Origin of the sequence: Acinetobacter sp. (assembly GCF_039596015.1) — a bacterium.
GTDB lineage: Bacteria > Pseudomonadota > Gammaproteobacteria > Pseudomonadales > Moraxellaceae > Acinetobacter.
The window spans coordinates 21,137-34,234 of record NZ_JBCNKN010000009.1 but is presented as its reverse complement, the minus strand read 5'-3'; the positions used below and the strand labels follow the sequence as shown (position 1 = coordinate 34,234).

Genomic DNA, 13,098 nt, shown 5'->3' with positions numbered 1-13,098 from the left:
AGAAGCCTAGTGTATATGGAGATGAAGCAAAAATGTTCAAGTTGATACAAAAATGATGATCAGTAAAAAAAAGCACAGTGGTGAAACTGTGCTGAGGAGTAAATCATGGCAAAACAGTGCTGTGTCTGAGTTAGCAGGCGACAGAAAAGGTGTTTTCAAATATGGACTCGACTTCTTCAAATCGTAACTGACACGGCTGTTTGGCAAATTGAAATGCGTAATGAATCACGTGTTTTTCTAATTGGGAAAGAAACTCATCGTATTGTTGTTCAAAGTGTTCAATATCTAAAAGATCAAAATGGGACGGGCGATTGCAGTTATATTTGGCAATAAAATCAAGAATGAGGTTTTGAATCATTCGATTGGTAAAATAGAGCAGGTAGGTTGCAGCCGAACCACAGTGCAAACAACCTTGATTAAGATAAACTTCTTCATTGGTTAACCAACATTTTCGGAGTGTAATCATGGCGCGTATGGCTTCAGTACCTTGAGTATCATATTGCATGGCTTTTCTCGTAAATGGGTGTTGGAAATAATCTCTGAACCGATCCTTTAAATAATAACGATTATCATTACTGATTTATAATGTGAGATTTCACCTCAAAAATCAAGTTTTTTTTATTAGGTTGGTATTAACTGTGGGACGGAGAGATTTTTTCATTTCTTTTTTAAAAATTTTCACTATTCAGCAATGATTTATGGCATTTTATTTAAGCTTTTATAAATGGATAGGGTTCATGCTGGGACTGTTTTTTAAATGCTTACTGGGTGCAGCGGTTGTTTTATTGATTTCGATTTTGTCAAAGAGTAAGGCATTTTATATTGCAGGATTAGTTCCACTGTTTCCGACTTTTGCTTTGATTGCGCATGTCATTGTGTTTCAGCAAAAAGGTGCTGAAGCTTTACAGAAAACAGCATTATTTGGATTATGGTCACTGATTCCTTATGCCGTTTATTTGCTTATGGTTTATGTATTGGCAACCAAAATGCCGATGTGGTCATGTTTGGGACTTGCAACCGCGTGTTGGATAGTTGCCGCTACGGGCTTGATTTATGGCTGGCAGATGTTTCAGCATTAAAAGATTAAGAGAAAGAAAGCCCTTAATCTTCTAAATTTGACGATATTTATGACGACTGAATAATGCGATTTCTAAGTATACGTTCGACCAGATGAATCATTTTATTTCGAGAAAGAATACGTGGCAGTTGAGCGGTTAAATAGTTGCTACATCCCACAATAATTGATGTTTTATCTTTATCTAATGCTGCAACTGTGGCTGAAACAACTTCCTTGACGCTAGAACTTTTCATACCATTCGTATTGGCATTTGCGACTTGGGTAAAATTGGTTTCAGTATTGCCCGGACAAACCGCTAAAAATTTAATACCCGAAGAGACATATTCACCAGCAAGGGCTTCGGTAAAGTGTAATACGTAAGATTTGCTCGCCCCATAAACAGCAATATAGGGGAGAGGTTGGAAGGCACCTGTAGATGAAATATTGATTACGATGCCTTTTTTTGTGGCAAGCATATGAGGTAAAAATAAATAGCATAAAGACGTTAAACTATTCATGTTGAGCGTCATCATTTCTTGATAGGTTGCAACAGATTGGTCTAGAAATTGAGTCCATTTTCCAAATCCAGCATTGTTAATTAAAATTTCTACGGATAATTTTCGTGCCTGTACCTCGTCAAAGAGCATTTGTGCTGAATTGTGTTGAGCGAGATCTAAAACAATGACGTCAATAGTGACATGATATTTTTTTCTAAGTTCATTGGCTAAGTCATGCAACTTTTGCTCGGAACGTGCGGTTAAAATTAAATGAATACCTAAAGAAGCAAGTTTTTCAGCATAAGCCTGACCTATTCCTGAAGATGCGCCTGTAATTAATGCCGTTAAATTTTTAAATGTAGAAAGATGCATACTCATTTTATCAATCCGTAATAAACCAAGTCATTACGATAAACCTTGCCCTTAAGGGCAGAGTCAAGCATTAATTTTAAATGCTATTTTTAAATTTTAATGATCTGTTTCAGCAGAAATATGACGGGTCACATAAGTATTGGTAATCTCGTCTTCAAGTTGTTTTAAATTGTCCTGCAAACGGTTTAATGCTTCTTTTTGTTCAATAATTTGTTGATTCTTTTTCTGAATAAGTTGCCGTGCAATTTCTACAGGAAAATGCTTATGTTTATATTTTAAAGCAGAGAGTTCATGCAGTTCCGCTAGGCTAAATCCAACAGTTTGGGCTAAGCGAATCATTTTGACGGATTGGACATCAATCTCGGTATAAATACGATAATTGCCTTTTCTTTTTGCAACAGGCAACAAACCTAATTTTTCATAATGTCGGATGGCTTTAGGAGTTGCCCCTGTTAAAGATGAGAGTTCTCCAATATACATATTTTCCTCAATATTTTTTAAAATCGATCATTTAGCCAAATATGTCTATGATCCAGTTTCTTTTGTTATTTAATCATGAATGATTAAAGTCAACACTTTGTTTTTATGACGAATATTCTCCCCCAAAGATGATGCTGACCTTCTGCATATAAGGTGTCAAATGCCAATGAAGACTTACCAGAGCCCGAAATGACCACAAATTTGTCACGTGGGATATCGAGTGACACATTTTTTAAGTTATGGGTAGTGCACCTCGAATATGGATATGATTTAGGCTCATAGGGAGAAGAATCCTGTAGATCTGATTGATTTAAGTAAAGAAGCCTAGTGTATATGGAGATGAAGCAAAAATGTTCAAGTTGATATAAAATGATGATCAGTAAAAAAAGTACATGTACCACACAGTGATAAACACATTTTCAGAAAGGTGGAGTTGAGCATTTCTAATTCTTAGGCGGTGGTGACTTCGTTTTAGAAAGTTCCAGTAAGTTTTTTCAAACTTCTGAAAAAAATCATCAATCACGCAGAATAATTGGGTACTATCAAGCATAAGGGCTAGGGTTATGAATTTGTGTCTGGTAACTCAACTAATGGCTCTAGTCCCTCTCTTTTTCAAGTCAATTTCTTATCCGTGATTCGGGTTATTTATTTTAATAATTCATAAAAATGAAATAATTCTTATTTAATTTATTTTGAATAAGAATTTTAGGTTTTATTTCTTCAATAAACCTAGTAGAGAGATTAAAATGAAAGATATTGAAATTATCCATTCAAATACGTCAGGTCTTCAATCACTTTCAACGGAAGATTAAAGAATCAGGATGTAGTTTTTGTTGTGATATGGATATTATTGACATTGGTTTTGTTTAATTTTAACTCACAAAAAGTACGACTAAACTTCAATATAAATTTTATACAAGATTATGGATTTCAATATATCATTGAAAGAAATGATATATCACAATATTATGAATTACTAAATATCATATTTAAGGCTTACCTACATATTATTTGTGCATACTATGAAATTGATTTTTTGGGATACAGATACCATGATCATCGTAAAAACAAGATACCCACAGAATGCTTAAAATTTGAAAATGACTTTGACTACCCTTATAAAAATTCAGACTATATAATCTAATAGATAATATTTAAAAATATTCAAAATAGCGAAAATATTATGATTTTAAAAAATATAAAAACCACAACTAAACCATTAATTATAGCAAATATCTTAGGTTCGTCAGGTGAGTTTTTAAACATCATCATTTGTCTTTTATTTTCACCAAAATACCAATCAATGTTCACTTATCAATATAGAGCAAATTTTGTATTAACTGCACTATTAACATCCATAACTATTGCAACATCTATACGAAGTTACAAGTATTTTTCAGATCAAAAAAAATATCAGTACACACTTGAACTTGCAAGGCATAAAAAGCTATGTTATTGCATTGCAATAATATCAACAGGCGTAATGATATTACTCACATGGCTATATATTTTAACAGCGAATATTCAAGAGATGTCTATCTCTGTTATTTGGGAATATGCCATCTTATACATTCTAGCTGGTATCATTACTTGCTTTTCACAAACAGCTTATCTCGACCTATTAGCTAGGAAAAAAGCAAATACTGTTAAAAAAATCAGTTTCCATGCTTTTTTTATTAACTTATTTTTAAGTTTACTACTCTCATATTATTTAGGAGTAATTGGAATAGCAATTGGTTTTCTAATATCTAGATTTTACAGTTGTATCTCTCTTAACAAAGAAAAAAAATTATCACTAAAAAATATTAAAAATATTCCTGATTTTATATCTGATAAATCATATATCCAGGATTCAATAAATACACTCTCTACCCTTATAATTGGAGTTGTAACTACAATTTTAATTTATATCCCAATATCTAAAGATATTGTTAATGCGAAAATTTATGGACTTACAATAGCTATTTCAGCAGCTTTCAATGGGATTTTTTTAGCTATTGGCACTGGAATATCAACTAACTTTTATTCTTTATTAAAGTTAAATATACAAAGCAGGCAAGCTGAAAAAAAACAAACCGATCTATGGATTATGAAATTTTCAATTCTGCTATCATTTACTGCTTTCTTACTATTTTTAACAATCAGTATAATAAATAATATAGCCCCTATTAATATAATCTTATCAATTGGAATTTTATTTTTCTTAACCAATATAATCAATAATTTTTCCACAACTCAAAGTAAAGGCTACATCAGAACTAGTGGTCACACTTTATTTAACTTAAAGATGAGTTTAATTATGTCGCTATTGAGAATAATTCTCATAATTCCTGCATACATATTCCTCAATGGATACATTTTTTTAATTGTTTTTTATATCATTTCATTCATACCCTCGCTTATCTATTTTATAAATATAAACAAAAAAACTATAAATATATTAAATACAAACCAAGTCACTTAGGATTAATAAGAATGCTTGAAAATACATTAAATCCAAACAAGTTAGATATATACAGCAATAATAACACAAAGTATATATCACATTTAAAACCTCAAATTCTAAATTTATCATGTTTGAACCCCATTTAAAAAATATAAGGGTTATTAGAAACAGTAAAGTTTGTGAGGAAGGTGTATATCGTGAATATGATGGTAGCTTCAATATAAACACATTACTTAATCTTTATTCAAAAAAATAAAGTAACCATTTACATTCACAGCAATCAAATAAACCTACTGCAAATAATTATCCTTGATATATTGCACCAATCGCATTGGTTTGATTCTTGAGTTGCCAATTATATTGGTTCAAGCACGGGGTTCTCTTTTTAGAATATCCCCTCGGTCTATGCTTATGGAACTTAAATCCACTTTCGTCAATATAAACAATAGGATGGCTGGCCACTAGCTTGATGAGTTTTTTGTGGGATTGTTCTCTGAGTTCAAGTTTGTTTGCGGATGACGTAAGGTCTTTTTTAACGTTTGTTTTGATTGCACATATAACTGTTTTTCAACAACAAGGTGCAGAAGCGTTACGCAAAACAGCACTATTTGGTTTATGGTCACTGATTCCTTATGCTATTTATTTGATTATGGTTTATGTGCTGGCAACGAGGATGTCGATGTGGTCTTGTTTAGGGCTTGCAACCTTGTGCTGGTTAGTGGCTGCGGCAGGTTTGATTTATGGTTGGCAGATGTTTCAAAACTAAAAGAAGAGCGCTAATATTAATTTCAGCTTAATTTTTTATGAAAAATAGATAAAAAATATCCTCATTTGAAAGCAAAACCCGCATAATAGGCACAAATTTTTAATCTCATAATTTGATGAAAATAGGCTCCTGTAAAGATGAAGCATTTTAGATTTTCCATCTTTTTTTCGATGGTGTGTTTGGCACTTGCAGCATTTTGGGGCTATACCCATGGGCCTGATGCAGGTGTTTCGACCATGCTCAAAGCACTTTCCATAACCGCAATTCTTGCGATTATGGAAGTGTCTCTTTCTTTTGACAATGCTGTGGTGAATGCATCTATTTTACGGGGATGGAATCATTATTGGAAAATGATCTTTCTGACCGTTGGGATTTTAATTGCTGTCTTTGGAATGCGTTTGGTTTTCCCAATTGTGATTGTTGCTATGACGGCAAACATGGGCATGGTTGATGTGGTTCAAATGGCGCTGAATGACCCTAAAAATTATTCAATGCGTTTGATTGAGCATCATGCAGAAATTTCAGCTTTTGGCGGTGCTTTTTTACTTTTGGTCTTTTTAAACTTCTTTTTGGATGAAGGGAAAGACACGCATTGGTTCAAATGGCTTGAAAAACGAGTCGCGAATTTAGCCAATGTTCCTGCCATGTCCGTATTTTTGACGCTGATTGGTCTGCTGATCATGGCCGAATATATTGATGAAGCCAAACGCTTAGCTGTTGTGCTTTCAGGGATCTGGGGCATTGTGATTTATATCGGTGTGCAAGTGATTGGTCATTTGTTGGGTGGAGAACCTGAAATTGATGAAAATGGACAAGCAATCGCACATGATGCCAGTGGTGCTGCAACGGGTGTTGTCAAAGCAGGCTTGGGTGGTTTTTTATATTTAGAAGTTTTAGATGCTTCGTTTAGTTTTGATGGGGTGATTGGTGCGTTTGCTATCACCAATGATGTCGTTATTATTATGCTAGGGTTAGCTATTGGTGCGCTCTTTGTACGGTCAATGACCATTTATTTGGTCGAAAAGGGCACGCTTGATGCTTATATTTACTTAGAACATGGTGCGCATTATGCAATTGGTGCTTTGGCATTGATTATGCTGGCAAGCGGTACAGGGGTACATATTCCAGAAGTGGTAACGGGATTAATTGGAGTGGCCTTTATTGCATGGGCAATCATTGCATCGATACAATATAACAAACGACAGGTCTCGCTCGATTAAGCCTATTTTCAGGAAAAAACATAAATGATGGGGTACAATTGCAGTATCCCATTTTTTTTGTGCTTCATTGCACCGCATCACTGGGCGTTGGTCTGTCACCAAGATGATTGGTAGACGAATGATCAACACCAATGGATTCGCTATTTGACGTTATTAGAGACCACAGATTGATATGATGAATGCTTTAGAACGACGCTCCACTTTTGCTTTAAGCAGTATTTTTGCACTACGAATGCTGGGGTTGTTCATGATTATTCCTGTTTTTTCCGTAGCAGGACAGTCATATCAATATGCAACACCTGCATTGCTCGGTTTGGCGGTTGGCGTGTACGGTTTAAGTCAGTCTATCCTTCAAATTCCGTTTAGCTTATGGGCAGACCGTTTTAGCCGTAAACCATTGGTGATTATCGGGTTATTGCTTTTCGCGATTGGCGGTGCAATTGCGGCAATGTCACATACGATTTATGGTGTGATTTTAGGTCGTGCAGTGGCAGGTGCTGGAGCTGTTTCGGCAGTGGTAATGGCGTTGCTTGCCGATGTCACCCGTGAAGAACAACGCTCTAAAGCCATGGCAGTTATGGGAATGAGTATTGGCTTATCATTTGTGGTGGCCTTTAGTTTAGGGCCTTGGCTAACCAGTTTAGTTGGTATCTCAGGTTTATTTTGGGTGACGACATTGATGGGGCTATGTGCCATCTTTATGTTGTTTCTAGTACCAAAAACGACCCGCCATCATCGTAATTTTCAACAAGGCTATTTACCGCAATTAAAAGCGGTATTGAAAATGCCCGATTTAAACCGCTTACATGTTTCTGTGTTTTCGCTGCATCTTTTGCTGACAGCCATGTTCATTTATGTACCATCACAACTGATTGAATATGCAGGCATTCCTTTATCTAAACATGGTTTGGTGTATTTGCCATTGCTATTGATTGGCGTATTACTGTCATTTCCAAGCATTATTGTGGCGGAAAAATATCGCAAAATGCGCGGGATTTTCCTTTTTGCCATTACAGGTGTGGTGCTGGGGCTTCTGATTCTTATTTTTGGTTATACCTCTAAATATGTGATTTTGCTTGGATTAGGTCTGTTCTTTGTCGCCTTTAATGTCATGGAAGCTTTATTGCCATCATGGTTGTCAAAATCTGCACCGATTCAGTCCAAAGCGACAGCGATGGGGGTCAATGCAAGTGCCCAGTTTTTAGGTGCATTTTTTGGTGGGACTTTGGGTGGTCAACTTTTAATGTTACATAATACGACAGTAGGTTGGAGCATTTTAACGGTCATCTCAGTCGTTTGGTTATTGATTGGCTTGGGTTTAAAACAACCACGTTATTTATCATCCGTGATTTTAAAACTCCCTGAGCAAAAACAAACAGACGAATGGACTACCCAGTTGCTTGCAATTCATGGTATTGAAGAAGTAGTTGTTATGCCTGATCAACAAATTGCCTATGTGAAGTTAGACAAAAAGCAATTAAATGAAGATGGGCGACAACATTTAACGCACTTGTTGGGTAAAGAGCTAGTCATTTAAGCACAACTCTTATAAAGTAAAAGACAAAGAAGCATAGGAAGATAGTAGCGAATGCGTGGTGTAAATAAAGTTATTTTAGTGGGAACTTTAGGTCGAGACCCAGAAACCAAGACTTTTCCAAATGGAGGCTCTTTAACGCAATTTTCTATTGCAACGAGTGAGTCTTGGTTAGATAAAAATAGTGGTGAAAGAAAAGAACAAACTGAATGGCACCGTATTGTATTGCATAATCGTTTAGGTGAAATTGCACAACAATATTTGCGTAAAGGTTCTAAAGTGTATATTGAAGGTTCATTGCGTACACGTCAGTGGACTGATCAAAATGGTCAGGAACGATACACCACAGAAATCCGTGGTGAACAAATGCAAATGCTTGATTCGGGTCGTGGTCAGGCTGATCAAGGCGAGACAGGCGGTTATAACCAACCACGTTTTAATAATAACCAAGGTGGAAACTTTGCTGGTAACAACAATAATGGTTACGGGCAACAAAACACGGGTTATCAAGGCGGTGGATATAATAACAATGCTGGTCAACAAGGTGGTTATGGAAATAATGCACCCCAAGGTGGTGGCTTTAGCCCAGCACCAGCAGCGAAACCTGCACAACCTGCTGCGCCAGCACCAGCCGATTTAGACGATGATTTACCGTTCTAAGATAGATGTTGAATAATGATTTAACAAAAGCCTGACACCCGTCAGGCTTTTTTATGCTTAGATTTAAAGAATGATGTTGGTCAATCACTTGAATACTATTGTTTGAATAAAAAAAGCCCCCGATCAAGTGTCGATAGGGGGCTGTAAAGTGAGAATGGTTGAAACCAATAGGTTTAACCAAAACGTCCAGTAATATAATCTTCTGTTTGTTGTTGTTTAGGGTTGGTAAAAATCTGGTTAGAGTGATCTAACTCAATCAATTCACCTAAGAACATAAAGCCTGTGTAATCTGAAATACGCGCTGCTTGTTGCATGTTATGCGTCACAATCAGTACGGTATATTGCGCTTTAAGTTCTTCAATTAGTTGTTCAACTTTCGCAGTCGAGATTGGATCTAGCGCTGAAGTTGGTTCATCTAACAATAAAACTTCAGGTTTTAATGCAACTGCACGAGCAATACATAAACGCTGTTGCTGACCACCTGAAAGACCTAAAGCACTTTGATTGAGTTTGTTTTTAACTTCATCCCACAAAGCAGCATCACGCAATGCTTTTTCTACACGGGCATCCATGTCGCTTTTAGACAGTTTCTCAAAATGACGAATTGCATAAGCAATATTTTCATAAATGGTCATTGGGAATGGAACGGGTTTTTGGAACACCATGCCAATTTTAGCGCGTAGTTGATGCGTTGAAATATGATCTGCAAGGATATTTTCACCTTCAAAAATCACTTCACCTTCAGCACGAAGTTTAGGATAGATATCATAAATTCGGTTAAACACGCGTAATAAGGTCGATTTACCACAACCAGAAGGCCCGATGAGAGCAGTTACCCGATTTTCAGGAATGACCATGTTGATATTTTTAAGTGCTTGTGTGTTGCCATAGTAGAAATCTAAATGGCGAACATCAATTTTAGCCACTTCTTGTTGAGGAGATTGTTTCATGGGTTCATTAAAAAGCGCAGATGATGGTGGTGGTGCATACGTAGATGCACCCTGATTTGTGTTGGCCTGAGACGCTGAGACAGAAAGATTCATTAGAATTTATCCTTTTTAAGGAGTATCGCACGCGATACAATGCCGAGTACGAGGACAAAGAAGGTCATAATAAAAGCCCCTGCCCATGCGAGCGCATGCCAGTCTTCATATGGACTCATTGCATATTGGAAGATCACGACAGGCACGTTTGCCATTGGTTGGAATAAATTGCTTGACCAGTACTGGTTGTTCAAGGCAGTGAAGAGCAGAGGAGCTGTTTCACCTAAAATACGGGCAAGTGCAAGTAAAATGCCGGTAATAATCCCTGAAAGTGCTGCACGATATAAAACCTGCTGTACAATTTTCCACTGAGGAAGACCAAGCGCTTGAGCCGCTTCTCTCATGGTATTTGGAACAAGTTGTAGCATTTCATCCGTTGTACGTACGACGACGGGTAGCACTAGAAAAGCGAGAGCAACTGTTCCTGCCAATGCAGAAAAATGCCCCATTTGTCGAACCATTAATTCGTAGACGAATAAGCCGATCACAATCGATGGTGCTGAAAGTAAGATGTCATTAATAAAACGAATACAAAAACCAAGCTTGGTACTACGTGCATATTCAGAAAGATAAGTTCCTGCTGCAATACCTACAGGTGTTCCAATCAGTACCGCGAGGGCACTCATCAAGATACTACCGAAAATGGCATTGAGTAAGCCGCCTGTTTCACCCGGAGGAGGGGTCATTTGTGTAATCAGGCTTAGATGGATAGCGGGTAAGCCATTTTTTAGGGTTGTCCATAAAATCCAGACAAGCCAGAACATGCCAAAAATAGCAGTAAAAAGTGAGAGTACCTTAGCCAGAAAGTTTTTAAATTTCCTGATTTTCCACAGTGTATTTGGATTAGACATGATTACACTCCCTCACGACGTGACAAGCGGGTGAGCATGAGACGTGCCAGCGCCAAAACAACAAAGGTGACAAGAAACAGAATAAAACCAAGTGCTAATAATGATGATAGATATAAACTAGAGTCTGCTTCGGTAAACTCATTGGCAATCGTTGCTGAAATCGAGTTACCCGGTTCGAGTAAAGACAGGCTTAGTTGGTGTGCGTTTCCAAGGACGAAAGTAACCGCCATGGTTTCACCCAGAGCGCGGCCCAAACCAAGGAATATGCCACCTAAAACAGATGAACGGGTATACGGTAAAACGATATCCCAGATCACTTCCCATGTTGTGTTTCCGACCGCATATGCAGACTCAATGAGTTGGGTTGGCACAGTCGCAAAAACTTCCCGCATGATGGAAGATACAAAAGGAATAATCATAATGCTCAGGACAATACCTGCAGTGAGCATCCCCAAGCCAATAGGTGGGCCTTGAAAAAGCGCTCCGATGATTGGCCATGACCCCATATGGTCATTCATCCATGGATATACATGGTCTGCCATAAACGGAACAAATACAAATAAACCCCACATCCCATAAATAATAGAAGGGATTCCGGCTAACAATTCAATTGCGATAGAAATAGGAGAGCGGATCCATGTTGGAGCGATATTGGTAATAAACATGGCAATACCAAAACTTACAGGTACTGCAATAATCATTGCAATAAGTGAAGTAACGAGCGTGCCATAGATTGGAACAAGGGCGCCAAATTGTTTTTGTACAGGATCCCAAGTTTCATTCCATAAAAAAGATAATCCAAAGGTCTGAAATGCCTCTTTCCCACCCATCACCATAGATATTGCAGCTGCAAGCATGCTTACCAATACAAAAAGTGCGCAGCTTTTGACGGTTAAGCGGAACAGCCGATCATTTCGCTGGTCTGTAGTGTCAGATTTGCTTTTCGTTTTCATCATCGAAGGTCTTCAATCTATTAAAAAAAAAGATTGAATCCGACAGAAATGACTTCTGTTGGATTCAATAATATGCATCTATCAAGTTTTACTTAATATTTTTAGACCAATAGCCTTCGATTTGTTTTACGAGATTGCCTGGTAGAGGAATGTAATCTAAAGTTTTAGCATCTTTTTGACCGTTTTCTAAAGACCATTTAAAGAATGCTAAGGCTTCACGGCTTGCTTGAGCTGATTTACCTTGTTGATGCATGATTACAAATGTAGTTGCCGTGATCGGCCAAGATTGTGGACCTGAAGCATTGGTAATGACGTTGTAAAAGTCAGGAGATTTTGACCAATTTGTTCCAGCAGCCGCAGCTTGGAAGCTTGCAGTGTTTGGTAGAACAAATTTACCTGATTTGTTTTGCAACGCAGTGAAGCTCATTTTGTTTTGTAAAGCATATGCTAATTCAACATAGCCAATTGAGCCTTTGATTTGTTTTACGTAAGCTGCAACACCTTCGTTACCTTTACCGCCTACACCTGTTGGCCATGAAATTGATGTACCTTCACCAATTTTGCTTTTCCATTCAGGGCTTACTTTAGACAAGTAGTTTGCCCAGTTGAATGTTGTACCTGAACCATCAGAACGGTGAACAACTGAAATGCGTTGGTCTGGTAAACGTAAAGTTGGGTTTAGACGTTGAATTTCAGGTGCATTCCATTTATTGACTTTACCTAAAAAGATGTCTGCCAAAACTGGACCAGTTAAACGTAGGGCACCAGGACGGACACCTTCAACGTTTACAACAGGAACCACACCACCAATAATCACAGGGAACTGTTTTAATCCAGCTGCTTTAAGATCTTGTGGAGTCAATGGCATATCTGAAGCACCAAATGTTACTGTGCCAGCTTTGATTTGTGCGATACCACCGCCAGAACCAATAGATTGGTAGTTAATTTTGTTGCCAGTTTTCGCATGGTAAGTTGCAGACCATTTTGAAAGTACTGGGTAAACAAATGTTGAACCTGCTCCAGTAATGTCGGCAGCGTGTGCGATACTAACAGCTAAAGTGATAGGTGCAATTACTGCTGCGTAAAGTGCCGACTTTAGTGTTTTTTTTGAAAAATAAGTCATAAATAGTCCTTGTGTTTGATCATTTTTTGTTTGATTTTATCGTCTCGAACAAAAATGCGAATAAACGGAATTGGCTTTAAATTAAGCTTGCTTTAT

13 protein-coding genes and 1 pseudogene are annotated in these 13,098 nt (G+C 37.2%); 6 read left to right on the top strand and 8 right to left on the bottom strand.

Going from position 1 to position 13,098, the window contains the following annotated elements; translation table 11 throughout:
* Positions 1-130: 130 nt before the first annotated feature.
* Positions 131-505, bottom strand: coding sequence for a hypothetical protein (locus tag ABDV70_RS09930; RefSeq protein ID WP_343597438.1), 375 nt, complete (start codon positions 503-505; stop codon positions 131-133).
* Positions 506-737: 232 nt separating this feature from the next.
* Here ABDV70_RS09930 and ABDV70_RS09925 point away from each other — a divergent pair, with 232 nt between their 5' ends.
* Entirely contained in the window at positions 738-1,079 is a 342-nt protein-coding gene (locus ABDV70_RS09925) for a GlpM family protein (RefSeq protein WP_343597437.1), read from the top strand.
* A 46-nt stretch (positions 1,080-1,125) separates the two neighbouring features.
* Here the strand turns inward: ABDV70_RS09925 and ABDV70_RS09920 are convergent, their stop codons facing one another.
* The 3 genes and pseudogenes from ABDV70_RS09920 to ABDV70_RS09910 all read right to left on the bottom strand — a co-directional run.
* Positions 1,126-1,932: an SDR family oxidoreductase gene (locus ABDV70_RS09920; protein ID WP_343597436.1), complete on the bottom strand. Its 807-nt coding sequence runs from the start codon at positions 1,930-1,932 to the stop codon at positions 1,126-1,128.
* A 90-nt stretch (positions 1,933-2,022) separates the two neighbouring features.
* The gene (locus ABDV70_RS09915; protein ID WP_343597435.1) at positions 2,023-2,406 is read right to left on the bottom strand and encodes a MerR family transcriptional regulator; all 384 of its coding nucleotides are present in this window, start codon (positions 2,404-2,406) and stop codon (positions 2,023-2,025) included.
* Positions 2,407-2,800: 394 nt separating this feature from the next.
* Positions 2,801-2,956: pseudogene (locus ABDV70_RS09910) on the bottom strand (IS982 family transposase); the annotation flags it as partial.
* Between the two features lie 633 nt (positions 2,957-3,589).
* Here ABDV70_RS09910 and ABDV70_RS09905 point away from each other — a divergent pair.
* The 5 genes from ABDV70_RS09905 to ssb all read left to right on the top strand — a co-directional run bounded on the left by ABDV70_RS09905 (position 3,590) and on the right by ssb (position 9,032).
* Complete coding sequence (locus ABDV70_RS09905; protein ID WP_343597434.1) at positions 3,590-4,870, top strand: hypothetical protein; 1,281 nt, start codon at positions 3,590-3,592, stop codon at positions 4,868-4,870.
* 451 nt (positions 4,871-5,321) lie between these two features.
* Positions 5,322-5,618, top strand: a complete 297-nt coding sequence (locus tag ABDV70_RS09900) for a GlpM family protein (protein ID WP_343597433.1) — start codon at positions 5,322-5,324, stop codon at positions 5,616-5,618.
* A 137-nt stretch (positions 5,619-5,755) separates the two neighbouring features.
* The gene (locus ABDV70_RS09895) at positions 5,756-6,838 is read left to right on the top strand and encodes a DUF475 domain-containing protein (RefSeq protein WP_343597432.1); all 1,083 of its coding nucleotides are present in this window, start codon (positions 5,756-5,758) and stop codon (positions 6,836-6,838) included.
* Between the two features lie 172 nt (positions 6,839-7,010).
* The gene (locus tag ABDV70_RS09890) at positions 7,011-8,375 is read left to right on the top strand and encodes an MFS transporter (RefSeq protein WP_343597431.1); all 1,365 of its coding nucleotides are present in this window, start codon (positions 7,011-7,013) and stop codon (positions 8,373-8,375) included.
* A 51-nt stretch (positions 8,376-8,426) separates the two neighbouring features.
* Positions 8,427-9,032 (top strand): single-stranded DNA-binding protein, encoded by a 606-nt coding sequence (ssb, locus tag ABDV70_RS09885; protein ID WP_343597430.1) that lies wholly within the window; start codon positions 8,427-8,429, stop codon positions 9,030-9,032.
* A 173-nt stretch (positions 9,033-9,205) separates the two neighbouring features.
* Here the strand turns inward: ssb and pstB are convergent, their stop codons facing one another.
* The 4 genes from pstB to pstS form a co-directional block, all read right to left on the bottom strand.
* Complete coding sequence (gene pstB / locus ABDV70_RS09880; protein ID WP_343597514.1) at positions 9,206-9,982, bottom strand: phosphate ABC transporter ATP-binding protein PstB; 777 nt, start codon at positions 9,980-9,982, stop codon at positions 9,206-9,208.
* 92 nt (positions 9,983-10,074) lie between these two features.
* Entirely contained in the window at positions 10,075-10,926 is an 852-nt protein-coding gene (gene pstA / locus ABDV70_RS09875; protein WP_343597429.1) for a phosphate ABC transporter permease PstA, read from the bottom strand.
* A 2-nt stretch (positions 10,927-10,928) separates the two neighbouring features.
* On the bottom strand, positions 10,929-11,882 hold the full coding sequence (pstC, locus tag ABDV70_RS09870) for a phosphate ABC transporter permease subunit PstC (RefSeq protein ID WP_343597428.1): 954 nt from the start codon (positions 11,880-11,882) through the stop codon (positions 10,929-10,931).
* A gap of 85 nt (positions 11,883-11,967) precedes the next feature.
* A complete protein-coding gene (pstS, locus tag ABDV70_RS09865; protein ID WP_343597427.1) occupies positions 11,968-13,002 on the bottom strand; it encodes a phosphate ABC transporter substrate-binding protein PstS in 1,035 nt (344 codons plus the stop codon).
* Positions 13,003-13,098: the final 96 nt, after the last annotated feature.

Bases quoted from the DNA above. Each gene is read 5' to 3' on its own strand.
- ABDV70_RS09930 (WP_343597438.1), bottom strand. From the start codon at position 505: ATGCAATATGATACTCAAGGTACTGAAGCCATACGCGCCATGATTACA.
- ABDV70_RS09920 (WP_343597436.1), bottom strand. From the start codon at position 1,932: ATGAGTATGCATCTTTCTACATTTAAAAATTTAACGGCATTAATTACA.
- pstS (WP_343597427.1), bottom strand. From the start codon at position 13,002: ATGACTTATTTTTCAAAAAAAACACTAAAGTCGGCACTTTACGCAGCA.
- pstC (WP_343597428.1), bottom strand. From the start codon at position 11,882: ATGATGAAAACGAAAAGCAAATCTGACACTACAGACCAGCGAAATGAT.
- ABDV70_RS09915 (WP_343597435.1), bottom strand. From the start codon at position 2,406: ATGTATATTGGAGAACTCTCATCTTTAACAGGGGCAACTCCTAAAGCC.
- ABDV70_RS09900 (WP_343597433.1), top strand. From the start codon at position 5,322: ATGAGTTTTTTGTGGGATTGTTCTCTGAGTTCAAGTTTGTTTGCGGAT.
- ABDV70_RS09925 (WP_343597437.1), top strand. From the start codon at position 738: ATGCTGGGACTGTTTTTTAAATGCTTACTGGGTGCAGCGGTTGTTTTA.
- ABDV70_RS09890 (WP_343597431.1), top strand. From the start codon at position 7,011: ATGATGAATGCTTTAGAACGACGCTCCACTTTTGCTTTAAGCAGTATT.
- pstB (WP_343597514.1), bottom strand. From the start codon at position 9,982: ATGAAACAATCTCCTCAACAAGAAGTGGCTAAAATTGATGTTCGCCAT.
- ssb (WP_343597430.1), top strand. From the start codon at position 8,427: ATGCGTGGTGTAAATAAAGTTATTTTAGTGGGAACTTTAGGTCGAGAC.
- pstA (WP_343597429.1), bottom strand. From the start codon at position 10,926: ATGTCTAATCCAAATACACTGTGGAAAATCAGGAAATTTAAAAACTTT.
- ABDV70_RS09895 (WP_343597432.1), top strand. From the start codon at position 5,756: ATGAAGCATTTTAGATTTTCCATCTTTTTTTCGATGGTGTGTTTGGCA.
- ABDV70_RS09905 (WP_343597434.1), top strand. From the start codon at position 3,590: ATGATTTTAAAAAATATAAAAACCACAACTAAACCATTAATTATAGCA.